The sequence below is a fragment of the Ruegeria sp. HKCCD6426 genome, from assembly GCF_057221115.1.
Genome location: NZ_JBWVBF010000005.1, coordinates 318,943 through 342,039 on the forward strand (window position 1 = coordinate 318,943; position 23,097 = coordinate 342,039).

Sequence of the window (23,097 nt, forward strand, 5' to 3'; positions counted from 1 at the left end):
ATGTTTCCCAAACCCATCGAAAAACAACCCCGCGCAGCGCAGATCACCTATCAGGCCATGCTTCCCTTGGCATTGTTGTTGTGGCTTGGCCCGCTGTTGGCGGTCGCCCTGTTCTCGGTCAAGCCCGAGGCGGACTTCACCAACGCAAATTACTGGGGCATGCCGTCCAGCTTTGAAGGCGCGTTCAACTATGGGCAGGTGTTCTTCAACTCAGACATGCCGCGCTATCTGCTGAACTCGTTCCTGATCACGGTCCCCACGGTGATCGGAGCCGTGGCGCTTAGCTGCATGACCGGCTTTGCGCTGGGGATCTACAAGTTCAAATCGAACCTCTGGATTTTCTTCATGTTTGTGGCGGGCAACTTCGTCCCGTTCCAGATCCTGATGGTCCCGGTGCGCGATCTGACCTTGCAACTTGGCCTGTACAATACAAAAACCGGCTTAGTTTTGTTCCACATCGCGTTCCAGACCGGGTTCTGCACGCTGTTCATGCGCAACTTCATCCGCGCCCTGCCCTTTGAACTAATCGAGGCCGCCAGGGTCGAAGGCATCAGCGAATGGCGCATCTTCTGGTACGTGGTCCTGCCGCTGATGAAGCCTGCAATTGCGGCGCTCAGCGTGCTAATCTTCACCTTCATCTGGAACGACTATTTCTGGGCCGTTGTTTTGACCCAAGGCGCGGAAAGCCAGCCTGTCACCGCAGGCATCACCAGCTTTAACGCCCAATTCAGGGCCGCCTATCAGTTAATGAGTGCAGGCTCCATCGTCGCGGCGCTGCCGCCGGTGGCCATGTTCTTCCTCATGCAGAAACACTTCATCGCGGGTCTGACCCTCGGTGCCGTAAAATAACGCCAAACCAAGGGTTTGCAGAATGACTAAGATCACGTTTATCGGGGCGGGCTCCACGATTTTCATGCAGAATATCGTGGGCGACGCTCTGCTGACCCCGGCGCTTGCCGACAGCCACTTTGCGCTGATGGATATCGACCCGGTTCGTCTGGCTGAAAGCGAAGCCGTCGCAAAAGCCATGATCCGCTCTCTCGGCACCGGCGCGACAGTGTCCACGCACACAGATCGCCGTGCAGCGCTGGAAGGGGCCGATTTCGTGATTACCGCATTCCAAATCGGTGGTTACAAACCCTGCACGGTAACGGATTTCGAAATCCCCAAGCAATATGGCCTGCGCCAGACGATTGCCGATACGTTGGGCATCGGAGGCATTATGCGCGGACTGCGTACGGTTCCGGTACTCTGGGATGTGGCTCGGGACATGATGCAAGTCTGCCCGAATGCGACTCTGCTGCAATACGTCAATCCGATGGCCATCAACACTTGGGCGCTGTCCGAGCGATTTCCGTCGTTGAAACATGTAGGGCTTTGCCATTCGGTGCAGAACACGGTCGAAGAACTGGCGCATGATCTGGACATTCCCAAAAACGAGTTCCGCTACAAGGTCGCGGGCGTCAATCACGTCGCCTTCTTCCTGCGATTGGAACATCAGGGGCGCGATCTCTACCCTGCCCTACGTCAGGGATATGCGGATGGTCGCTTCCCGAAACCTCCGCTTCTGATGCCGCGCTGCCCCAACAAAGTGCGGTACGAGGTGATGGAGCACCTGGGTTACTTCTGCACCGAAAGCTCGGAACATCTGGCCGAATACGTGCCGTGGTTCATCAAAGACGGGCGCGAAGATCTGATCGAACAGTTCAGCATCCCACTGGACGAATACCCAACACGCTGCCAGGAGCAGGTTGCAAGCTGGAAGGAACAGGCCAAGACCCTGACCGACGGGCGGGATATCGAGGTCATTCGCAGCCACGAGTTCGCCGCCGACCTGATGAATGCAGTCGTCACCGATACGCCCTACACGGCCTACGGCAACCTACCCAACACTGGACAAATACCCCAGTTGCCGCTGGGGGCTGCGGTCGAGACCCCGTGTCTTGTGGACTCCAACGGTGTCCAGCCATCGGTCGTCACTGACGTTCCACCGCAATTGATCGCGCTGATGCGCACTCAGATCAACGTACAGGAGTTAACTGTTCGGGCGCTGGTTGAGCAGAACCCCGAGTTTATCTATTACGCGGCCATGATGGACCCCCACACCGCAGCAGAACTGGACCTGCGGCAGATCCGAAATCTGGTAAATGATCTTCTGGTAGCGCATGCCGACTGGTTGCCCGATTGGTGCAAACCTGCCAAGGCCGCCTGAGCCCAATTTTAGAAGGCTGAAAACAATGACAAAAAAACGCCGTTCACAGCATTGGTATGGCAAGCTGGACAAAGATGGGTTCATCCACCGATCGTGGATGAAAAACCAGGGTTTTCCGGATCACGCTTTTGATGGTCGCCCCATTATCGGCATCTGCAACACGTGGTCTGAACTGACCCCCTGCAACTCTGGCCTGCGGGATCTGGCCGAAGGCGTCAAACGCGGTGTCTGGGAGGCCGGTGGATTTCCGGTCGAATTCCCGGTCATGTCGCTGGGCGAGACGCAGATGAAGCCCACTGCCATGCTGTTTCGCAATCTATTGGCGATGGATGTCGAGGAATCCATTCGTGCTTATGGCATAGACGGCGTGGTCCTTCTGGGTGGCTGCGACAAGACCACACCGGGACAATTGATGGGCGCGGCTTCCGTCGATCTGCCGTCGATCGTCGTCAGTTCCGGCCCGATGCTGAACGGCAAGTATCGCGGGCAGGATATCGGCTCGGGCACCGACGTCTGGAAATTCTCCGAAGCCGTTCGCGCTGGTGAGATGACCCTCAAGGATTTCATGAGTGCCGAGTCCGGCATGTCGCGCAGTGCCGGGGTCTGCATGACGATGGGCACGGCCTCGACCATGGCCTCATTGGTCGAAGCGATGGGCATGAGCCTGCCCACCAATGCCGCTCTGCCCGCTGTCGACGCCCGCCGCATGGCGCTGGCGCATCTGACAGGCAAACGAATTGTCGAGATGGTGGATGAAGACCTGAAACCGTCGGATATCCTGACCAAGGAAGCGTTTGAAAACGCCATCCTGACCAACGCCGCCGTCGGCGGTTCGACCAATGCGGTGGTTCACCTTCTGGCGCTGGCGGGGCGTGTGGGCGTGGATCTGACGCTCAAGGATTTCGAGATCGGCTCGGAAATTCCGTTGTTGGTTAACTGTATGCCTTCGGGCAAATACCTAATGGAAGATTTCTGCTATGCCGGCGGCGTGCCGGTCGTTCTGAACGAACTCAAACCCTTCCTGCGCCCGGCCAAAACCGTTCTGAATAAGGACATCTCGGCCCATTATGACGGCGCCGAGTGTTTCAACACAGATGTCATCCGCCCCTTCAACGAGCCGGTAAAACCTGCTGCGGGCCTGCGTGTCCTGCACGGCAATCTGGCCCCGAACGGCGCCATTGTAAAACCCTCAGCGGCAACAGATGAATTGTTGGAAACCGAGACCGAGGCCTACGTTTTCGAAAATATCGAAGACCTGAAAGCCAATATCGACCGCGACGACCTGCCGGTCACGCCCGAGACCATTCTTGTGCTCAAGGGGTGCGGCCCCAAGGGCTATCCCGGCATGCCAGAGGTCGGCAATATGCCGATCCCGGCCAAGCTGGTGAAGGAAGGTGTGCGCGACATGATCCGTATCTCGGACGCGCGCATGTCTGGCACCGCCTATGGCACCGTCATCCTGCATGTCAGCCCCGAAGCCCAGGCAGGCGGCACGCTGGCGCTGGTCAAAACCGGTGATCGCATTCGGGTTTCCGCCAGCAAAGGCGAGCTGGAGCTGTTGGTCGACCAAAAGGAACTGGACGCCCGTCGCGCCGCATGGCAACCGGACGCGCCGCATTACACCCGCGGCTACGCGAAACTCTATATCGATCACGTCTTACAGGCCGATCAGGGCGCAGACCTTGATTTCCTCGTCGGCAAAGACACACGCCTTGTGACAAGAGAGAGCCACTGATGGACCAACCAGCCACATTTCACGACCTGAGCGGCGCATCGGTCTTCATCACCGGCGGCGGATCGGGAGTTGGCGCCGCGCTGACGGACGGTTTCATGGAGCAAGGTGCGAAGGTCGCCTTCATCGGCAGATCCGACGCCAGCGGTTTCGTCGAAGAGATGCGCGACAAACACGGCCGCGCGCCTTTGTTCCTGCAAGGCGACATGACCGATACTGAATTGCTGCATGCCACCATGGCCAAGGCCGCCGAGGCGCATGGCTCACTGAACGTACTTGTCAACAACGCCGCCAACGACAAACGGCACTCTCTGAACGAAACTACGCCCGAATTCTGGGACTGGATGATAGAGGTGAACCTGAAGGCCTATTACTTTGCCTGCCAGGAAGCTGCACGACAGATGCAGGGCAAAGGTGGGGCAATCATCAATTTCAGCTCGATCAGCTATATGATGGGCAACGCGGGATACCCGATCTACACCACATCGAATGCCGGGATCACCGGGATGACAAGATCGCTGGCGCGCGAATTGGGGCCTCAGAAAATCCGTGTCAACGCTCTGGCACCGGGATGGGTGCTGACGCAAAAGCAGTTGGATATGTGGGCCACGCCCGATGATCTGGCCGCACATCTGGGCCGCCAATGCCTCAAAGAGCATCTGACACCCGAGGACATGGTTGCACCGACACTGTTTCTGGCTTCCAACGCCAGCCGGGCCATGACCGGCCAGTGCATGGCCGTCGATGGCGGCGTTGTGGTATCGGGGTGAAGCTATGAATACAGAATGGATTGCCGTCGACTGGGGAACGTCTCACCTTCGGACCTGGGCCATGCGAGGCGGCACAGTACTGGATGCCGCGCAGTCGGATCATGGTATGTCCCGCGTGGCCAAGGGTGACTTCCAGGACACGCTGCTTACGCTGGTGGGGCACTGGCTCGGCGATGCTCCGGTCGATGTGATTGCATGCGGCATGGTAGGTGCGCGACAGGGCTGGGTCGAGGCACCGTATACGGCAGTGCCCTCTGCACCTTTGCCCGGTGTTCCAATCCGGGTGCCGAATACCGACTCTCGCATCCGCGCCTTTGTGGTGCCCGGTTTGAAGCAGAACACCCCACCGGACGTGATGCGGGGCGAGGAAACTCAGATCGCCGGCTTCCTGTCGACCCGCCCCAACTGGGACGGAGTGATCTGCCTGCCCGGCACCCATACGAAATGGGTACAGGTCAGCGCCGGCGAAGTCGTCAGCTTCCGCACCTTCATGACGGGCGAATTGTTCGACCTGCTGCGCAGCCAATCGGTTTTACGGCACTCGGTTGGGGATGGCTGGGAAGACACCGCCTTCGTCGAAGCCGTCGAGGATGCTCTGTCGAAACCGGAACAGCTGGCTGCGCGTCTGTTCGGGCTGCGTGCTGCGGACTTACTGCATTCTCAGAACCCAAACGTTGCACGGGCACGCCTGTCCGGATTGCTGATCGGCGCGGAACTTGCGGCCTCGCGCCCTTATTGGCTGGGCCAACAGATCGCAGTCGTCGGAGCCGAGGGTCTGTCCGATTTCTATGTCAAAGCACTGCAAAAACAGGGCGCCTTTGTCGAAACGGCGAATGCCACGCAATCCACTCTGGCCGGTTTGACCATGGCCCGCAACCTGACGAGGCAAACTGCATGAGCCGCCCCATCATCGCAATTCTGCGCGGCCTTAGGCCCTCCGAGGCGGCGCCCGTAGCGCACGCCCTGATCGCAGCCGGCATAGATCGGATCGAAGTACCGCTGAACTCACCAGAACCGCTTGAAAGCATTAGAATTATGGCCGACCAATTCGGGGATAGTGCCCTGATCGGGGCTGGCACTGTTCTAAGCACAGATCAGGTCGATGCGGTGGCAAATGCAGGTGGCAAACTTATCGTGTCGCCGAACTGCGACACTGAGGTGATCCGACGCTCGGTTGGGCTGGGGTTGGAGAGTTGGCCCGGTGTTTTCACGCCGACGGAAGCCTTTACCGCCTTGCGGGCCGGAGCCTCCGGTTTGAAACTGTTTCCCGGAACGATGGCCGGGCCCGAAGGACTGTCCGCGCTGCGGGCTGTACTACCCGCGGGCACTCTGGTTTTCGCCGTTGGCGGTGCGGGCTCTGAAAACTTCGGCACGTGGATCAAGGCTAGTGCGGATGGGTTTGGCATCGGTTCGGCGCTTTACAAACCGGGCTTATCGATTGACGACGTCACTGCGCGCGCGCAGAAGATCGTCTCGGCCTATGATGAGGCTATTGCATGAGCCAGATTCATGATGACCGCGCCTGCGAGCTGGGTGAAGGCCCGCTATGGCACCCGGCCCGGCGGCAACTGTTCTGGTTCGACATTGTCGGCCGCCGGATGATGTCCCAAGAAAATGGGAAACCAAAAAGCTGGACGTTTAATGAACACGTCTCGGCGGCGGGCTGGGTGGACCGCAGCACGCTGCTGATCGCCTCGGAAACCGGTTTGTGGCGGTTCAACCTGCTAGACAGTCAGAAAGAACTGGTTGCTCCGCTGGAGGCCAACAACTCCGTAACACGTTCGAATGACGGGCGTGCCGATCCCTGGGGCGGCTTCTGGATCGGCACCATGGGTAAGAACGCCGAACCCGGAGCCGGAGCGATCTACCGGTTTTGGCGCGGCGAACTGCGCCAACTTGTGCCGGACGTGACTATCTCTAACGCTATCTGTTTCGCACCAGATAAATCCTGCGCATATTTTTCGGATACAATGACGAAACAGGTCATGCGGTGGGCCCTGAGCCCTGACACCGGCTGGCCCGAGGGCGACCCGTCTGTCTTTCTCGACCTGCGCGCGGACGGGCTGAACCCGGACGGTGCTGTCGTGGACAGCGCGGGCAACATCTGGATAGCACAGTGGGGCGCCTCCCGCGTGGCCGCTTACGACACCGAAGGCCGGTTCCTGAAGGCGATTAGGTTCGCGGCGGCTCACACATCTTGCCCCGCCTTTGGTGGGGACGATCTGACAACGCTTTTTTGCACGACGGCCCGCGAAGGGCTGGATGCGGATACGCTTGAAATTCAACCGACAAACGGCATGACCCTTGCCGCACCCAACGCAGGGCGTGGTCAGCCTGAACACCGAGTCCTTCTATGAAACCCGAACTTGGCGTTTGCTACTACCCGGAACACTGGCCCGAAGCGATGTGGACGACGGATGCAACCCGCATGGTTGAAACCGGTCTGACATGGGTCCGCATCGGTGAATTTGCGTGGAGTCGGATGGAACCTTCACCAGGTGATCTGCGCTTGGATTGGCTGGACCGGGCAATTGAATCGCTGGGCAGCGCAGGGCTGAAAGTCGTTCTGGGCACACCGACGACAACACCACCACGCTGGATGTTGGACAAACACCTGGACATGCTGGCGGCGGACGAAGGCGGCGCTCCGCGCAAGTTCGGCTCGCGGCGCCACTACTGCTTCAGTCATCAGGGTTACATAGACGAATGCACGCGCATCGCCCGGATCATGGGCGAACGTTATGGGCGCAACCCGCATGTGGCGGCTTGGCAGATCGACAATGAATATGGTTGTCATGACACCACGCTCAGCTACAGCCACACTGCCCTGCAGTCCTTTCGGATTTGGCTGGCGGATCAGTACGGCTCGATCGAGGCACTGAACGCAGCTTGGGGCAACGTATTCTGGTCGATGGAGTATGGTAGCTTCGATCAGATTGACTTGCCCAACCAGACCGTGACCGAACCCAACCCGGCGCATGTGTTGGCCTTCCGCCGGTTCAGCTCGGACCAGGTGGTGGCGTTTAACAAAGCGCAGGTGGACGTGCTGCGCCCGCTGACAGATGCGCCCCTACTACATAACTACATGGGGCGCATTCTGACGTTTGACCATTTCAAGGTTGGTCAGGACTTGGACATCGCGACATGGGACAGCTATCCCATCGGCTTTCTGTCGGACAGGCTTGAAGCCGATGCCGTGCACAAATCCGCCTTTCTGCAGCAGGGTGACCCGGACATGCAGGCCTTTCACCATGACCTCTACCGTGCGGTTGGGCGCGGGCGCTGGTGGGTGATGGAACAACAACCCGGCCCCGTGAACTGGGCTCCGTACAACCCGGCCCCGCTGCCCGGCATGGTCCGCCTTTGGTCGCTGGAGGCCATAGCGCATGGCGCCGAGGTCGTTAGCTATTTCCGCTGGCGACAGGCACCGTTCGGACAGGAACAAATGCATGCAGGGCTGCAAACACCCTCGGTCCGGGACGCCCCCGGACTGGCCGAGGCCCGCCAGACTGCCGATGATCTGGCCAAACTGGGCGACGTCTCACTCTACAAAGCCCAAGTGGCAATCCTGTTCGACTATGCCTCGGACTGGGCGTGGGCAACGCAACCTCTTGGAGCCGGTTTCGATTACTTCCGTCTTGTTTTCTCGGCCTATCGTGCGTTGCGACGGGCCGGACTTTCGGTTGATTTTGTTTCAACCTCAAATGTCCCGCCTGACCGCTACAAGCTGATCCTCGCCCCCGGTTTGGCTACACTCGACGAAGGATTGGTCCAGAATTTGACCGAAGGCTGCGACCTTGCCGTACTGGGGCCGCGCACGGGCGCAATCACCCGGGACTTCCAGATCCCCGGTCCGGGGCGTCCCGGCCTGTCGGCCATGGATTGCGATGTTGATTTGGTCGAAACAATACCGCCGGGCTCTGAACGTCCAGTACAAGGCGGCGGTACCGCTGCTCATTGGGTGGAGCGCCTATCCGGCACGGCGCCAGACTTGTTGTCCTACCAAGATGGGAATCCGGCGCTGAAGGGGGTTGACGGGATATGGTATCTGGCCGGCTTCCCGGATGATGAATTATGGGATCGAGTGATCGCAATGGCCACTCAACAGACCGGGCTGCCCCTCCACCCTATGCCCGGAGGCTTGCGCAGACGTCAGACAGCAAGCCACGACGTGCTGATCAACTACAACGCTGATCCGGTCACCTGGAACGGTATCGAGATCAATGGGTGTGACGTTGTCTTTTCAGACCCGGACTGATTGCCTTTGAAATCTGACATCCGAAAGAATTGATACCGCTAACATAACCTGATAGGTGGCTTGACGGCAGATCAGGCCACAAACAGGTTGTGATAATGAACAAAACCCGATCCGATTTTCCCAGGTCCTTTCTCTTTGGTCTGGCGGCCCCTGCAAAACCGGTTCGCGGGTTTGATGCCTATCGCTTTTCGATCTGCTGGGCGCACGTTGTCCCGCATGGGCGCGGTCAGGTTGATCCAGTCGCGCTGGATGATTGCGACAAGTTGGTTGATGACGCATTAGAATATGGGCTGCGCCCATGCGGCATACTGGACCACTCTGTCTTGCCTCCGGAATTGGAAGATCTGGGTGGTTGGCGCAATAGCGACGTCGCCAGCTATTTTGGCGATTTCGCCGAGATTGTCATGGCCCGCATTGGCGACCGCGTGTTCAGTGCCGCGCCTCAGATAGAGTGTCCATCAGGATTGGCTGCCGGCAATCAAAAGCAGGATCTTCGTACCGCGGCCCGTAGCATGCATCATCAGCTAATGGCCAATGGTCGCGCGATACAAGCGATGCGTGGCTATGGGATGACCAATCTGGGAGCAGAAATCTGCACGGAAACCCCGGTAGCCTCTGTTCTGTTCAATATGATGTTTAACGGCGAATATCCAGTCGATCTGCTTGAAACACTTGAGCCCCACTTGCCGGCAGGATGGAGACACGACCTTGAAACAATTTCAGTACCGGTCGACTGGTGCGGCCTGACAATTCCTGAATCTAATCTGGTTCAGCTTGCCGAGTGTCTTCAGAGCATCCAGTGCGATAACACCAAGAACATTCCTATTTTTGTTACTGCACCTGCCACAGCACCGGCTGACCTTTCTGATCAACTCGACAACTTGTCGGCAATGCTGGATAGTTCACTCCCGGTGCAGGGGTATTTTCTTCAAACGACAGACGAGGCAGCGATAGGTGCCTTGAAATCCGTCGTGACCTCAGACGGGATGCCCTCACCATGGGTGAGTTCACCGGGAAATGTGCATGATCATTGGAACCTGGTGGCCGATATCGGTGGCACCAACACGCGGCTTGGCGTGGTGACAAACGGAGAGCTAACGGACCTGCACAAACACCCCACCGGTACGCTGGCCGATCTGCGCGAAGCACTGCACGACCTACGCGACACGATCGGAACTGATCCGCGCGCTGTGGTGGCCGCCGGGGCAGGACCGGTGAAGGACGGAAGCATCCGCCTGACAAACGCCAATCTGGACTTGTCCGAGACGGAACTGGCGCGCGCCACCGGAGCGCAGCACACGTTTGTTATCAATGACTTCACCGCCGCTGCGTGGTCAGTGGCCGAGATCACCAGTAAAGACGTCGAGGTTCTTCAAGGTGCTACCACTCCGCCTATGGGTACACGGTTGGTCGTTGGTCCCGGTACTGGGCTGGGGGTCGGCGCGCTGCTGTATTTCGAGGGGCATTTCCACACCCTCTCGGGTGAAGGCGGCCATATGGGCCTATCCCCCCGCCACCGGGATGAAGTCGATGTGTTTGACGCCGCACGGAAAATTGCACCGGACTGTTTCTTTGGCGACAGCCTGACGCTGGAAGCCGAGATGTTCCTAAGCGGCACCGGCTTGCCGATCCTGTACCAGGCCGTAGGGATTGCCGGAGGACAATCTGACACTCCCGTCCGGTCCGCAAAAGACATTCTGCAGGACGCCCGGGACGGGAATGACGCATGCGCAGTCAAAACCGCACGGATGTTCACAGAACACTTGGGGGCTATTATGGGCGATCTGGCTGTAGCGCTGGTGCCCGCAGGGGGGATCTTTCTGGTCGGTGGAGTCGCGGAAAAAAACCGCTGGCTCTTTGGGCAGGATTTCCTGCGCGCCTTCAACGCGGGCGGCCGGTTTGACGCGTTGCGCCAGTCGATGAACCTATATGTTTCAGAACAAGATGAATTCGGCATTGTTGGCGCTAACAATTTCTGCAAAAATGCGCTCGAGCACTAAGTAAACCGTATTAAGGCCTGCCACCTGAAAAGGACGCTGAAATGATCCTGTGCTGCGGAGAAGCCCTGATCGACATGATTGCCGAACCCACGGTTTCTGGAACTGAAGGGTATGTTCCGTATTCCGGCGGTGCCATCTTCAATACGGCCATCGCATTGGGACGTCTGGGCGCGCCGGCAGGTATGCTGACGGGCCTGTCGACAGATATGTTCGGAAAACAACTGGCAGACGCATTGCAGTCCAGCCACGTGGATACGACCCATTTGATCCGGTCGGACCGTCCAGCAACTCTGGCGTTTGTACAGCTGCAAGACGGTCACGCCACATACAGTTTTGTCGACGAAAACTCAGCCGGTCGTATGCTGCGTCCCGAGGACATGCCAGATCAATTGCCAACCGCAAGTGCGCTCTATTTCGGAGGGATCAGCCTCGCATGTGAGCCCTGCGCAGACGCTTATGCGGCCCTGCTGGAACGTCATGGTGCGGATCGCGCCGTTATGATGGATCCAAACATTCGCCCCGGTTTCATCACGGACCAAACCCGCTACCGCACCCGGCTAAACCGGATGATCGCTCAGTGTGACATCGTCAAGGTGTCAGATGAGGATCTGGACTGGATCATCCCTGGCCCCGAGAGCCTCGCCGAAAAAGTACCTCTGTTGTTGCAGGCCGGTCCCTCCGTAGTGATCATTACGCGCGGCAGCGAAGGCGCGACCGGTTATCTGACAGATGGAACCGAAGTCTCGGTACCCGTCAAACCCGTACAGGTTGTCGACACCGTCGGCGCAGGCGACACGTTCAATGCGGGCGTTCTGGCTGAATTGGAACAAGCCGGTCACTTGAACAAACTCGCCCTGCGCGCCCTGCCCCCTGAAAACCTGCGCGCAGCTCTGGCCAAGGGCGCTGAAGTAGCAGCCGTAACCGTGTCCCGCGCCGGAGCAAATCCACCCTGGGCGCATGAACTTTGAAAAAGATGAGACGTCCATGAAACGTTCCGACATCAACCGCATCAAGACTGAGGCGCAGGCCTTCATCCATTCGTTTGGCGCTGTTCTTCCGCCCTTTGCCGACTGGTCACCTGACCAGATGCGCAGCGCTCAAGCCGCAGGTATCCGCGAACGCGGGCTGGGCTGGGATATTACGGATTACGGACAGGGCCGGTTCGATGAGCTGGGTCTGTTCCTTTTCACCTTGCGGAACGGCGACGTGAACGACCTGGGCCAAGGGCGCGGCATGCTTTATGCGGAAAAGCTTCTGATCTCACAGGAGAAGCAGCTGTCGCCGATGCATCGCCACATCCTCAAGGCCGAAGACATCATCAACCGGGGTGGTGGCGACCTGGTGATGGAAATCTATGCCTCGAACCCTGAAGGCGACATTGACCGCGACACGCCGGTCGTGGTTCCCAGTGACGGTTGTCCTGTCACGATCCAACCCGGCGAGCATTTGCGATTGAAGCCGGGTCAAAGCGTGACTCTGATGCCCGGCATCTGGCATGCATTCTGGGCAGAACAAGGGGACTGCCTGATTGGCGAGGTCTCGACCGTCAATGACGACCGCACCGACAACGTGTTCGAAGATCCCATTCCGCGCTTTGCCACTATCGAGGAAGACGCCGACCCCGATTTTCTGCTGGTCGCGGACTATTAGGATCAAATCGCTTCCACCGCTGCGGTGTTTCCTGAGCATCAGCGTCCAGAGCACTCAATCGCTGGCAAGTTTGGCGAACTTACACTTTCAACCCGCAAGAAATGCCCCTTGGGTCATGCACCAATTCTGAAAGCAGTAGGAGTTTGTCCGAACTCAGCCCGAAACGCCCGCGTCATTGCGCTGGGGTTTTCATAGCCACAGCGACTTGCGATTTCGGCTACCGATTGCTCGGTCTCTGCAACAAGCTTGCGGGCGAGATTCAATCGTAGCCGCCGATATAGCGCACGTGGAGTTGTTCCTAGGTCAGCTTGAATGCAGGATTCTATTTTCTTTTGTGAACACCCCAACTGCCTAGCAATCTCCGGTATTTGCATCGGTGTTTCGAGCGTGTTCTGCATGATGGCCAGCACGCGGTTTACAAGCGAATGCTCGGACTTCATCGGAAGCGAGTAGGCTTGCGGCGTGCCCCGATTCATAAGCAGGTGCGCGACTTCCATGGACAACAGCGGCCCATGATCAGCACGGATCAAAGCATCGGCCAGCTCATAGGCGGCCATCGCACCCGGGCATGTCATCCGGTTTCCGTCGATCACATATCTTTCCTGAACCACGTCGACATTGGGAAAAGTCTCTTCAAATCGCGAAAGTTCGTCCCAATGAATGGTCGCACGGTGGTTATCCAGCAGACCAGCGCGGGCCAATAGCCAACTGCCGGTATCCAGACCCGCCAGTTTTGCATGTCGTTTGGCAGCAGGCCTGAGCGCGCGCGTCACTTGGGCGGTGTCCAGCCGAAGATACCCATAAGAGGGCATGACGACCAGCGCTTCGCCGCTTTCTTTACCCAACGCGTCATGCGGCGAAACCTGTAAGCCGCTAGAGCTTTGAACGGGCTCTCCGTCAGGGGAATAGAATCGCCAGGCATAGAGCGGCTTACGGGATAGGGTGTTCGCCGCGCGTAAGGGCTCAACCATGTTGGCAAGGCAGAGGTTCGAGAACCCGTCAAACAGAAGAAAGTTGAATCTCTGCATCAAATTTATTCCAATTCTGCACGAACAGGCACCAATTTGGCATGCCGTTGCATAATGCACTGCGGTTTCATTCGTCAATCACCTATCAAAGGAACCCGCGCTATGAACTTTGGTTTGTCCGACGAACAGGAAATGATCGTTTCCACCGTCCGCAGCTTTGTGGAAAACGAAATCTACCCGCATGAAGCAGCCGTCGAACACTCGGGTCAGGTACCGCATGAGCTTGGCAATGAGATCAAGCAGAAGTGCATCGATCTGGGATTCTATGCCTGCAACTTCCCCGAAGAAGTCGGCGGTGCCGGACTGTCCCATCTCGATTTCACCCTTGTCGAGCGGGAACTGGGCCGCGGATCCATGGCGCTGACCCATTTCTTTGGTCGACCGCAAAATATCCTGATGGCCTGCAATGACGAGCAGCGCGAACGCTACCTGTTGCCAGCCGTGCGTGGGGAAAAGATGGATGCGCTGGCGATGACCGAACCGGATGCGGGCTCGGACGTGCGTGGCATGAAATGTCAGGCCGTACGCGACGGCGGTGATTGGGTCGTCAATGGCTCGAAACACTTCATCTCGGGCGCCGAGCACGCAGATTTCTTTATCGTCTTCATTGCCACCGGTGTCGATGAAACCCCGAAAGGCCCGAAGAAGCGGATAACCACCTTTCTGGTGGATCGGGGCACACCGGGCTTTGAAGTACGAGAAGGCTATAACTCTGTCAGCCACAAGGGATACAAGAACTATATCCTGTATTTCGACAACTGCCGCCTGCCGGACGCGCAGGTGCTGGGGGAGGTCGATGGCGGTTTCGCGGTGATGAACGAATGGCTCTACGCCACGCGTCTGACAGTTGCGGCCTTCTCGGTCGGCCGTGCGCGCCGGTGTTTTGACTACGCGCTGAACTACGCCGCCGAGCGTAAGCAGTTCGGCCAGCCAATCGGCAAGTTCCAGGGCGTAAGCTTCCAGATCGCGGACATGATCACTGAAATCGACGCAGCCGACTGGCTGACCCTGTCCGCTGCCTGGCGTCTGGATCAGAACCTGCCATCGAACCGCGAAATCGCGTCAGCCAAGCTATATGCGTCCGAGGCGCTGGCACGGGTCACGGATACAACGCTGCAAATCTTTGGTGGCATGGGACTTATGGATGACTTCCCGATCGAACGCTTCTGGCGCGACGCTCGTGTTGAACGGATTTGGGATGGCACCAGCGAAATCCAGCGCCACATCATCAGCCGCGATCTTTTGCGTCCCTTGGGTGCATAAGACCAATTCCCGGTGGTGAAGAACATTCAACGGGTCGCGCTCTCAGCCTGTTGAAACGATTCACCGCCGGGGCCTATCCAACGATACGATCAGGACTGTCGATGCACAAAGATCTTACCAGGCTGTTGCGCCCGAAAACCATTGCCGTCGTTGGTGGCGGCGCCTGGTGCCAACAGGTTATCCTGCAATCGGGACGCATGGGTTATGCGGGGCAAATCTGGCCGGTGCATCCCAAAGCCAAAGAAATCGCGGGCCACTCAGTCTACGGGCACCTCGAAGACCTGCCCGAGGCGCCGGACGCCGTTTTTGTCGGCATCAACCGTCACGCTACAATCGAAACCGTCGAGGTACTGTCGCGTATGGGCGCAGGCGGCGCGGTCTGTTTCGCCTCGGGCTTTTCGGAAGCGGTAGCTGAGGACGACACCGGTGGAGATCTACAGGATCGGTTGATCGCCGCCGCTGGTGACATGCCCATTCTGGGGCCCAACTGTTATGGGTTCATCAATGCACTGGACGGAGCGTTGCTATGGCCGGACCAACATGGCGCCACACCGGTCGACAAGGGCGTCGCGATCCTGACGCAGAGCTCGAACATCTCGATTAACCTGACCATGCAGAAACGCGCGTTGCCGATTGCCTATATGGTGACCTGCGGGAACATGGCGCAAACCAGCCAGGCGCAGATCGCGACTTCCCTGATTGACGATCCGCGTGTAACAGCGGTGGGCCTGCATATAGAAGGGTTCAAGGATATCCGCGAATGGGAGGCGCTGGCCGCAAAGGCGCACAAAAAGGATATCCCGCTGATTGCGCTCAAGGTCGGCGCATCCGAGCAGGCGCAGGCAGCAACCGTGTCTCACACAGCCTCGCTGGCCGGCAGCGATGCCGGGGCACAAGCCCTGCTGAACCGTCTCGGCATTCCGCGCCTGTCTTCCCTGCCCGACTTCCTAGAGACGCTGAAATTACTGCACTGCTACGGCCCGCTGCCGGGCGGCAACATCGCCTCGATTAGCTGTTCGGGGGGCGAGGCTAGCCTGATCGCAGATATGAGCGTTGGTACCGGTTTGACCTTCCCTCGTCTGTCTGAAGACAAACAAGCGAGATTGCGCGATGCACTTGGGCCGATGGTAGCGTTGAACAACCCATTGGATTACCACACTTATATCTGGCGCGACAAAGAAGCGATGGCACAGGCATGGTCAGGGATGACCGGAGATGACATTGATCTGACCTTCTCGATTGTCGACTACCCGACCACCGATGCCGCCGATTGGACATGCGCTTCACGTGCGGCACTAAAAGTTCGGGCCGAAACCGGTGCGCGCTTTGCCATTGCCGCAACGCTGCCGGAACTTCTGCCCGAAGATGTCGCGCAGGTTCTGATGGAGGGCGGCGTTGTCCCACTGATGGGCCTGCGGGAAGCACTGTCTGCCACACGCGCAGCGGGTCAAGTCGCTGAACCCGCGGCCGATCCCGTCTGCCTGCCGGGCAGCGCCGAAGCGACGCGGACCCTGAGCGAGGGAGAGGCCAAACAAACGCTGGCCGAATTCGGGTTGCGCATCCCGGGCAACCGAACGGTGCGCCGCGCAGCTGAGGCTCGTGCCGCTGCACAAGAACTTGAAGCACCATTTGCGGTGAAAGGCGTCGGGCTGGCGCATAAGTCCGAACATGCCGCTGTCCGCTTGGGGGTACAGGCCGCAGATGTGGCGGACGTGGCCGCAGATATCGGCACCGAAGAGATTTTGATCGAAGAGATGATCACCGGAGCCGTGGCCGAACTGTTGGTTGGCGTTGTGCGCGATCCTGCGCACGGGTTCGTCCTGACGCTGGGTGCGGGCGGCGTCCTGACCGAAGTACTGCGCGATACGGCATCTCTTTTGGTCCCCAGTACGCCGAATGACATCCGGGCAGCCCTGGGAAGCCTGAAAATCGCACCGTTGTTGGCAGGCTACCGTGGTCAGCCAGCGGCTGATATGGATGCAATTATCCGCGCAATTCAGGCCGTTCAGGCCTATGTCATGCAAAATGCCGACACGCTTGGCGAGGTCGAAATCAATCCGCTCCTTTGCACGCCGGACAAGGCCGTTGCAGTGGATGCCCTCATAAGAAAGGCCTGAGATATGGACCCGATCAAAACCCGCCGCGAAGGAGCGATCCTTGAGGTTACGCTCGACCGGCCCAAAGCAAATGCTATTGACCTGGCCACCAGCCGGATCATGGGAGAGGTTTTTGCCGAATTCCGGGATGATCCAGAACTGCGTGTCGCTATCCTGACCGGCGCAGGCGAAAAGTTCTTTTGCCCTGGCTGGGACTTGAAAGCAGCAGCCGACGGCGATGCTGTTGACGGAGATTATGGCGTTGGCGGCTTTGGCGGCCTGCAGGAACTTCGTGATATGAACAAGCCGGTTATCGCGGCAGTGAACGGCATCGCCTGCGGCGGCGGGCTGGAACTGGCCATCTCAGCTGACATGATCCTGGCTGCTGAACATGCAACCTTCGCCCTGCCTGAAATCCGCTCAGGCACTGTTGCCGATGCGGCCAGTGTCAAGCTTCCCAAGCGCATTCCCTACCACATCGCGATGGAACTGCTGCTGACCGGGCGCTGGTTTGACGCCGAAGAGGCCAACCGGTGGGGCCTGGTAAACGAGATTGTTGCTGCCGATCAACTAATGGACCGAGCGTGGGAGCTGGCCCGCTTGCTGGCTTCGGGCCCACCGCTGGTTTACGCGGCGATCAAGGAAGTCGTACGGGACGCGGAAGACAGTAAGTTCCAGGATGCATTGAACCGCATCACCAATCGCCAGTTGCGCACAGTCGACGTTCTATACGCCAGCGAGGACCAGTTGGAAGGTGCGCGTGCCTTTGCCGAAAAACGCGATCCGGTCTGGAAGGGAAAGTGATCTTCGGCGGAGGGGAAAAGGCTCAATGGCGGATCGTTAACCCCACTTTTCGAGAATGCGCCGTGCTTTCTCGACAATAGGCTTGTCAATCATGCGGCCATCCAATTGGAAGGCTGCGCCTTTTGCATCGGTTTCTGCATTCAAAACCCGTTTCGCCCAATCCAGCATGTCATCAGAAGGTGTAAATGCGGCTTGAATAGTCGAAATCTGCCTGGGATGTATGGCCATTTTTCCACCAAACCCAAGTCGGGACGCGTAGGCGCAGTCGCCTTCAAGAACGATTGTATCTGATAATTCAGTGCACACTCCGTCAATGGGCGCCGGCAATCCGGCAACCCGGGACCGTAAGACAATCTCTACCCTCGCCTGATACAATGCTTCCCTGCAAGGGCTGCAATTCAGATCAAGCGAGTAGTCCACCGAACCAAATGCGATCTGTGCGACGTTCGGAGCAGAGGAAATTTCTGGTAGCTTGACCAGGCCAACGGCTGTCTCGACCAGTGCAAGAACCGGGACGTCGTTTCCCAGCCTCCGCGCTACATGATGCAAGTCATCAGAGCTTTCAGTCTTGGGCAGCATGATACCGGCAATCGGAATGCTCTGCGCCGCCTTAAGATCCAGCTCGCACCATTCCGTGCCAATAGCGTTGACCCTCACGTAGACCGGGACCTGAACACTCGATAGCGCTGCGCCCAGATTTTCCCGGGCGCTGCCCTTTTCCTGAGGTGGAACAGCGTCTTCAAGATCGACAATGATTGCATCGGCGCCGCTTGCAGCCGCCTTTGAAAAGCGTTCGGGCTTGTTGGCGGGTACAAAAAGCGGCGCGATCAAGGGAAAACTTTTCACCATGTGGCTTCTCCAGACATAGTTTCCACGCCGTTTTGTGCGACGACGGACAAAGCAAATGTGTCGGCGTCCGAACGCCGTAGCCCCAATTTCAGTGCCTGTGTGCCCGTTGCCGGGGCGACTCCGCGGTAGGAGAACGTCTTGGGCATTGCTCCGCGTGCGCTGGAGGCAAAATTCAACAGGAAAGTCGCCTGTAACGGGCCATGAATGACAAGATCAGGATAGAATTCAACGTCTCTGGCGTAGGGCAGATCATAGTGGATCCGGTGGGCGTTGAAGGTCAGCGCCGAGTAGCGGAACAGTCGCACCGTATCGACCGCGACGTCGACCTCCCGTTCAAAAACCTTGGTGCAGATTTCCGGGGTTGTGGGTCGCACAGGTCCGAAGGGCGCATCGCGATATACGATGTTCTGGTCTTCACGGATCGCCACGCCGCGTTCGGTCGCGTAGTCGTGGCGAACCGTGACAAAACACAAGCTGCCCGACTTGCCGTTTTTCCAATCAATCGACTTGATCCGTGATTTTTTGCAGACCTCATCACCCGATTGGAGTGGGTGGCGAAACTCAACACGACCACCGGCCCACATGCGCCGGGGCAACGGAACCGGTGGCAGGAACCCCCCTTTTGCGGGATGACCATCGGGGCCAAGCTCATCAGGACTTGCCGAGGATGGCGCAAGGCACCAGTGCACGCCCGCCGGCGCACCTTCAACTTTCGCCGTGGTTTCACCTAACGTGGCTTCAAAGCCAGCAATCAACCTTGGAGTGATGGCTTCTGGTTCCGCGGATTTTGTGCGCCCAAGCCATGGGGTGAAGTCCGTATTGCTCTCCATCGTTGGACCTCACCTAAACTCGTTTCGGATGGCGTCAGTCTGGTCCCCTAGCCCCGGCACAGGGCCCGCTTGAAAACCGTCGCCCCGCCCTGCTGGGCGCGGCATGGTCACAACCTGACCATCGGGCAAGGACACCGATGTACGACGCAATGCGGGATGATCGCCCAGATCGTTGAGTTCCGTGTATCGCCCATAGGCGACCCCGGCTTTTTCCAGTCGCTCGACAGCCTGATCTACCGAAAGCCGCGCAAATTCCGGTTCGAGCTCGTCGTCCAGCAAGACGCGATTTGCAACACGCTCGGCATTGCTTTGAAATTCCGGTCGGTCCAGCAGGTCCGGGCGCTGAACGACCCCCTCGCAGAGGCGCGACCATTCGGCGTTGTTCTGAATCGCCACGATCAGTGTTCCGTCAGCGCAGCGGAAAGGCCGATAAGGGTAGATCGAGGCATGCGACAGACCATATCGCCCGGTCACTTTACCAGTGTGCTCAAAGTGAAGCAGCGGAACGGACATCCAGTCGGCAATTCCGTCGAACATGGATATCTCGATATGTTCGCCGTGCCCAGTGTTGCTCCGCTTCAAGAGGGCCTCCAATACGGCGGCATGAGCATTCATACCGGTGGCAATATCGGCAGCTGATACACCGATCTTGGACGGAGTGTCCGGAGTTCCGGTGACAGCGCACAGCCCGCTTTCGGCTTGCACCAGCATGTCATAGGCGCGCATGCCAGCGTAAGGCGTGTCCCGCCCGTAACCCTGGATCGACACGGAAATCAGTTGCGGAAAATCACGCTTCAAGGCGTCTGGAGACAACCCCATCCGGTCCATAGCACCGGGGACCAGGTTCTGCACGAACACATCCGCCTGTAGAAGCATCGCGCGTAACACTTCTAAGTCATTCGTATCCTTTAGGTTTAAGACGGCGCTTTCCTTACCACGATTGAGCCAGGCAAAATAGGCCGACGTCCCCTTGACGGCCTTATCGTAATTTCGCGCTGTCTCCCCCACCTCTCGCTCGATCTTGATCACCCGGGCCCCGGCATCTGCGAGGCGCACGGTGCACATCGGCGCGGCCACCGCCTGTTCGATGGCCACGACCAGAATGCCGTCCAACGCACCCATCAAAACGACCTCGGCATGCCCAGCACGTGCTCGGCAACGTAAGACAGGATCAGGTTGGTCGAGATCGGCGCGACTTGGTACAGCCGCGTTTCACGGAATTTGCGTTCGATGTCATATTCATTGGCGAAACCGAACCCACCATGGAACTGAATGCAGGCGTTGGCCGCCTCCCACGAGGCTTTGGCCGCGAGGTACTTGGCCATGTTGGCCTCGGCCCCACAGGGCGCGCCAGCATCGTACAAAGAGCACGCCTTGTAACGCATAAGATTGGCCGCTTCGACTTCGATGAAGGCTTCGGCAATCGGGAATTGCACACCTTGGTTCTGCCCGATCGGCCGCCCAAATACAGTGCGCTCGCTCACATAGTCGGTAACTTTGTCAGTAAACCAATAGCCGTCACCGATGCACTCTGCGGCGATCAAAGTCCGCTCGGCATTGAGACCGGTCAGGATGTACTTAAATCCTTTGCCCTCCTCGCCGATCAGGTTTTCCTCGGGTATTTCGAGGTTGTCGAAAAACAACTCGTTGGTTTCGTGATTGACCATGTTGGCAATAGGCTTGACCTGCATGCCGTTCTTCATCGCCTCTTTGATATCGACGAGGAAGATCGACATGCCTTCCGATTTCTTTGTCACCTCGGAAAGCGGCGTGGTGCGGGCCAGAAGGATCATCAAGTCGGAATGCTGGACGCGAGAGATCCAAACTTTCTGCCCGTTGATAACGTAGCGGTCGCCTTTTTTCACGGCGGCGGTCTTGATCTTGGTGGTATCGGTGCCCGTGGTCGGTTCTGTGACGCCCATGGATTGCAGCCGCAACTTGCCTTCGGCGATCAACGGCAGGTATTTCTGCCGCTGTTCTTCAGACCCGTGCCGCACCAGCGTGTTCATATTGTACATCTGGCCGTGACAGGCACCGGAGTTCCCACCTGCGCGATTGATCTCTTCCATGATTACGCTGGCTTCGGTCAGGCCAAGGCCCGAACCGCCGTATTCCTCGGGGATCAGAGCAGCCATCCAGCCTTCACGGGTCAAGGCGTCGACAAATTCTTCCGGATAGGCTCGGTCTTCGTCGATCTTGCGATGATATTCAGCGGGGAACTGGGCACAAAGAGCGCGTACGCCATCGCGTATGTCAGAATAGGTTTCAGTCTGGGCGGACATGGGCAGGCTCCAATAGTATCTGTCTTCCTGCTGTTACCTGCCGTCGTGCGATAATACAAAGATAAGGTTTTGCTATCAGCTATATGAAAATTCGATAGCTGGTCTATGGCGCCAAAATTCGATCTCAGCGAGGCTGGAACCTAGCTTTCCGTCAGCATTCTGCCTGACCAGATTTCGCGTTCGACAAGATCGCGCGTGGTATCGACCAGCACCTTCCCGGCAAATTTCGCCAGCCGGGTCGTCGGACGGTCGGACGGGAAAGACATCATCAAGCGACGCATCGGAGCGGGTGAAACCAAAGGCGCATGGGCCAATTGTCCACGCGTGATCTCTTCGTGAATCGGTGCAAGTGGCAGAATGGTATAGCCATGACCGGTTTTCACGAGATTCTTCAGCGTCGAATAACTGTCCGCTTCAACGCCGACATTCAATGTCACCCCCGCGCCAGACGCACAATCATCGACGATCTTGCGCAGCCCGTGATCGCTGCTTGGCAGCAACAGCCTTTTGTCTTCCAGGGCCTTAAATCTTACCGGATCTTCCCGCCACAAACCTGAGTCCGGTGATCCAATCAGGTGCAGTTCTTCTTCAAGAAGCGCATCGGAACGCAAAGATCGTGACGGCCGGGTTTCATACAGGATTGCAACATCAACTTGCCCCCTGTGCAACCAATCAAGAAGATACCCAGAGTAGGCGCTGGCAATGCGCAAAGTAGCCTCTGGATGCCGCTCCTGAAAAGCGGAGACCAGCGGGACAGACAGAATGTCGGCAACAGTGGGAGACATACCGATCGACACATGTCCCCTTAATGGCGCACCCTCGTCAGCGACTGAGGCTCGAATTTCTTCCATCTCGTTCATGATACGCTGAGCGTGGCGCAGCACTTCCTGCCCAGCCACAGTGACGACCATCCCCCGGCCATGGCGGTCGAACAAGCGAACACCAAGCTCCTCTTCCAATAAGCGCACCTGACGGCTGAGCGCTGGTTGGGCAATACGCAACCTGTCGGCGGCCTTCGAGAGGCTTCCAAGTTCGGCAACGTGAATAATTGTTCGAAGCTGAGTTACATCCATTTCCATACAATATCGCTATACATCAGCGGGAAAAAGAGGTCGTGCTATCGCGGATTTGGAACAGAGTGCCAGCTGGGTCCGTCGATAGATGAACCCAGCATTCTGTTTTGCGGCGTCAATCAGGCACTTCTGCCGGACTATCTCATTAGGGATCGGGCAAACAAAGCCCGCATCATCGTACTGATTACCGTGATGCAGGCTGTATTCGCCCCGCCCTGATCGAAGATGATCTTTCGGGTCAGACCATCAA

At 58.0% G+C, this 23,097-nt stretch carries 20 protein-coding genes; 14 read left to right on the forward strand and 6 right to left on the reverse strand.

Annotated elements, in window-relative coordinates:
* From AC2TDA_RS16415 to AC2TDA_RS16465, 11 genes are all read left to right on the forward strand, one after another.
* On the forward strand, positions 1 to 849 hold the full coding sequence (locus tag AC2TDA_RS16415) for a carbohydrate ABC transporter permease (protein ID WP_039543893.1): 849 nt from the start codon (positions 1 to 3) through the stop codon (positions 847 to 849).
* Between the two features lie 22 nt (positions 850 to 871).
* On the forward strand, positions 872 to 2,212 hold the full coding sequence (melA, locus tag AC2TDA_RS16420) for an alpha-galactosidase (RefSeq protein WP_480879780.1): 1,341 nt from the start codon (positions 872 to 874) through the stop codon (positions 2,210 to 2,212).
* A 25-nt stretch (positions 2,213 to 2,237) separates the two neighbouring features.
* Entirely contained in the window at positions 2,238 to 3,947 is a 1,710-nt protein-coding gene (locus AC2TDA_RS16425; RefSeq protein ID WP_480879782.1) for an IlvD/Edd family dehydratase, read from the forward strand.
* Positions 3,947 to 4,714 (forward strand): SDR family NAD(P)-dependent oxidoreductase, encoded by a 768-nt coding sequence (locus tag AC2TDA_RS16430; RefSeq protein ID WP_480879783.1) that lies wholly within the window; start codon positions 3,947 to 3,949, stop codon positions 4,712 to 4,714. The genes AC2TDA_RS16425 and AC2TDA_RS16430 overlap by 1 nt, the downstream gene beginning before the upstream one ends.
* Positions 4,715 to 4,718: 4 nt before the next feature.
* Positions 4,719 to 5,612: a 2-dehydro-3-deoxygalactonokinase gene (locus tag AC2TDA_RS16435; protein WP_480879785.1), complete on the forward strand. Its 894-nt coding sequence runs from the start codon at positions 4,719 to 4,721 to the stop codon at positions 5,610 to 5,612.
* Complete coding sequence (locus AC2TDA_RS16440; protein ID WP_480879787.1) at positions 5,609 to 6,214, forward strand: 2-dehydro-3-deoxy-6-phosphogalactonate aldolase; 606 nt, start codon at positions 5,609 to 5,611, stop codon at positions 6,212 to 6,214. Before AC2TDA_RS16435 ends, AC2TDA_RS16440 begins: the two co-directional genes overlap by 4 nt.
* On the forward strand, positions 6,211 to 7,071 hold the full coding sequence (locus AC2TDA_RS16445; RefSeq protein ID WP_480879789.1) for an SMP-30/gluconolactonase/LRE family protein: 861 nt from the start codon (positions 6,211 to 6,213) through the stop codon (positions 7,069 to 7,071). Before AC2TDA_RS16440 ends, AC2TDA_RS16445 begins: the two co-directional genes overlap by 4 nt.
* Entirely contained in the window at positions 7,068 to 8,972 is a 1,905-nt protein-coding gene (locus AC2TDA_RS16450; protein WP_480879791.1) for a beta-galactosidase, read from the forward strand. Before AC2TDA_RS16445 ends, AC2TDA_RS16450 begins: the two co-directional genes overlap by 4 nt.
* Positions 8,973 to 9,067: 95 nt before the next feature.
* A complete protein-coding gene (locus AC2TDA_RS16455; protein WP_480879793.1) occupies positions 9,068 to 10,972 on the forward strand; it encodes a family 1 glycosylhydrolase in 1,905 nt (634 codons plus the stop codon).
* 41 nt (positions 10,973 to 11,013) lie between these two features.
* Positions 11,014 to 11,940, forward strand: a complete 927-nt coding sequence (locus tag AC2TDA_RS16460; RefSeq protein WP_480879794.1) for a carbohydrate kinase family protein — start codon at positions 11,014 to 11,016, stop codon at positions 11,938 to 11,940.
* A gap of 16 nt (positions 11,941 to 11,956) precedes the next feature.
* Positions 11,957 to 12,622, forward strand: a complete 666-nt coding sequence (locus AC2TDA_RS16465) for a D-lyxose/D-mannose family sugar isomerase (RefSeq protein WP_480879795.1) — start codon at positions 11,957 to 11,959, stop codon at positions 12,620 to 12,622.
* Between the two features lie 113 nt (positions 12,623 to 12,735).
* On the opposite strand, the gene AC2TDA_RS16470 is transcribed toward AC2TDA_RS16465, so the two are convergent.
* Entirely contained in the window at positions 12,736 to 13,650 is a 915-nt protein-coding gene (locus tag AC2TDA_RS16470; RefSeq protein ID WP_480879797.1) for a GlxA family transcriptional regulator, read from the reverse strand.
* 102 nt (positions 13,651 to 13,752) lie between these two features.
* Between AC2TDA_RS16470 and AC2TDA_RS16475 the strand changes: the two genes are divergently transcribed.
* The 3 genes from AC2TDA_RS16475 to AC2TDA_RS16485 all read left to right on the forward strand — a co-directional run bounded on the left by AC2TDA_RS16475 (position 13,753) and on the right by AC2TDA_RS16485 (position 17,813).
* On the forward strand, positions 13,753 to 14,913 hold the full coding sequence (locus AC2TDA_RS16475; protein WP_480847061.1) for an acyl-CoA dehydrogenase family protein: 1,161 nt from the start codon (positions 13,753 to 13,755) through the stop codon (positions 14,911 to 14,913).
* Between the two features lie 101 nt (positions 14,914 to 15,014).
* On the forward strand, positions 15,015 to 17,030 hold the full coding sequence (locus AC2TDA_RS16480; RefSeq protein WP_480879798.1) for an acetate--CoA ligase family protein: 2,016 nt from the start codon (positions 15,015 to 15,017) through the stop codon (positions 17,028 to 17,030).
* Positions 17,031 to 17,033: 3 nt separating this feature from the next.
* Complete coding sequence (locus tag AC2TDA_RS16485; RefSeq protein WP_480847058.1) at positions 17,034 to 17,813, forward strand: carnitinyl-CoA dehydratase; 780 nt, start codon at positions 17,034 to 17,036, stop codon at positions 17,811 to 17,813.
* 36 nt (positions 17,814 to 17,849) lie between these two features.
* Here the strand turns inward: AC2TDA_RS16485 and AC2TDA_RS16490 are convergent, their stop codons facing one another.
* The 5 genes from AC2TDA_RS16490 to AC2TDA_RS16510 form a co-directional block, all read right to left on the reverse strand.
* Positions 17,850 to 18,662, reverse strand: coding sequence for an HpcH/HpaI aldolase/citrate lyase family protein (locus tag AC2TDA_RS16490; protein ID WP_480879800.1), 813 nt, complete (start codon positions 18,660 to 18,662; stop codon positions 17,850 to 17,852).
* Positions 18,656 to 19,492: an HTD2 family dehydratase gene (locus tag AC2TDA_RS16495; protein ID WP_480879801.1), complete on the reverse strand. Its 837-nt coding sequence runs from the start codon at positions 19,490 to 19,492 to the stop codon at positions 18,656 to 18,658. The genes AC2TDA_RS16490 and AC2TDA_RS16495 overlap by 7 nt, the downstream gene beginning before the upstream one ends.
* A 9-nt stretch (positions 19,493 to 19,501) precedes the next feature.
* A complete protein-coding gene (locus AC2TDA_RS16500) occupies positions 19,502 to 20,614 on the reverse strand; it encodes a CaiB/BaiF CoA transferase family protein (protein WP_480879802.1) in 1,113 nt (370 codons plus the stop codon).
* A complete protein-coding gene (locus AC2TDA_RS16505; protein ID WP_480879804.1) occupies positions 20,614 to 21,774 on the reverse strand; it encodes an acyl-CoA dehydrogenase family protein in 1,161 nt (386 codons plus the stop codon). Before AC2TDA_RS16505 ends, AC2TDA_RS16500 begins: the two co-directional genes overlap by 1 nt.
* Positions 21,775 to 21,914: 140 nt before the next feature.
* Positions 21,915 to 22,853 carry a LysR substrate-binding domain-containing protein gene (locus AC2TDA_RS16510; protein WP_480879806.1) on the reverse strand — a complete coding sequence of 313 codons (939 nt, stop codon included), beginning with the start codon at positions 22,851 to 22,853 and terminating at the stop codon, positions 21,915 to 21,917.
* Between the last annotated feature and the right edge of the window lie 244 nt (positions 22,854 to 23,097).

Excerpts from the sequence above, each read along its gene's own strand:
- AC2TDA_RS16415 (WP_039543893.1), top strand. The coding sequence starts at position 1 with ATGTTTCCCAAACCCATCGAAAAACAACCCCGCGCAGCGCAGATCACC.
- melA (WP_480879780.1), top strand. The coding sequence starts at position 872 with ATGACTAAGATCACGTTTATCGGGGCGGGCTCCACGATTTTCATGCAG.
- AC2TDA_RS16425 (WP_480879782.1), top strand. The coding sequence starts at position 2,238 with ATGACAAAAAAACGCCGTTCACAGCATTGGTATGGCAAGCTGGACAAA.
- AC2TDA_RS16430 (WP_480879783.1), top strand. The coding sequence starts at position 3,947 with ATGGACCAACCAGCCACATTTCACGACCTGAGCGGCGCATCGGTCTTC.
- AC2TDA_RS16435 (WP_480879785.1), top strand. The coding sequence starts at position 4,719 with ATGAATACAGAATGGATTGCCGTCGACTGGGGAACGTCTCACCTTCGG.
- AC2TDA_RS16440 (WP_480879787.1), top strand. The coding sequence starts at position 5,609 with ATGAGCCGCCCCATCATCGCAATTCTGCGCGGCCTTAGGCCCTCCGAG.
- AC2TDA_RS16445 (WP_480879789.1), top strand. The coding sequence starts at position 6,211 with ATGAGCCAGATTCATGATGACCGCGCCTGCGAGCTGGGTGAAGGCCCG.
- AC2TDA_RS16450 (WP_480879791.1), top strand. The coding sequence starts at position 7,068 with ATGAAACCCGAACTTGGCGTTTGCTACTACCCGGAACACTGGCCCGAA.
- AC2TDA_RS16455 (WP_480879793.1), top strand. The coding sequence starts at position 9,068 with ATGAACAAAACCCGATCCGATTTTCCCAGGTCCTTTCTCTTTGGTCTG.
- AC2TDA_RS16460 (WP_480879794.1), top strand. The coding sequence starts at position 11,014 with ATGATCCTGTGCTGCGGAGAAGCCCTGATCGACATGATTGCCGAACCC.
- AC2TDA_RS16465 (WP_480879795.1), top strand. The coding sequence starts at position 11,957 with ATGAAACGTTCCGACATCAACCGCATCAAGACTGAGGCGCAGGCCTTC.
- AC2TDA_RS16470 (WP_480879797.1), bottom strand. The coding sequence starts at position 13,650 with ATGCAGAGATTCAACTTTCTTCTGTTTGACGGGTTCTCGAACCTCTGC.
- AC2TDA_RS16475 (WP_480847061.1), top strand. The coding sequence starts at position 13,753 with ATGAACTTTGGTTTGTCCGACGAACAGGAAATGATCGTTTCCACCGTC.
- AC2TDA_RS16480 (WP_480879798.1), top strand. The coding sequence starts at position 15,015 with ATGCACAAAGATCTTACCAGGCTGTTGCGCCCGAAAACCATTGCCGTC.
- AC2TDA_RS16485 (WP_480847058.1), top strand. The coding sequence starts at position 17,034 with ATGGACCCGATCAAAACCCGCCGCGAAGGAGCGATCCTTGAGGTTACG.
- AC2TDA_RS16490 (WP_480879800.1), bottom strand. The coding sequence starts at position 18,662 with ATGGTGAAAAGTTTTCCCTTGATCGCGCCGCTTTTTGTACCCGCCAAC.
- AC2TDA_RS16495 (WP_480879801.1), bottom strand. The coding sequence starts at position 19,492 with ATGGAGAGCAATACGGACTTCACCCCATGGCTTGGGCGCACAAAATCC.
- AC2TDA_RS16500 (WP_480879802.1), bottom strand. The coding sequence starts at position 20,614 with ATGGGTGCGTTGGACGGCATTCTGGTCGTGGCCATCGAACAGGCGGTG.
- AC2TDA_RS16505 (WP_480879804.1), bottom strand. The coding sequence starts at position 21,774 with ATGTCCGCCCAGACTGAAACCTATTCTGACATACGCGATGGCGTACGC.
- AC2TDA_RS16510 (WP_480879806.1), bottom strand. The coding sequence starts at position 22,853 with ATGGAAATGGATGTAACTCAGCTTCGAACAATTATTCACGTTGCCGAA.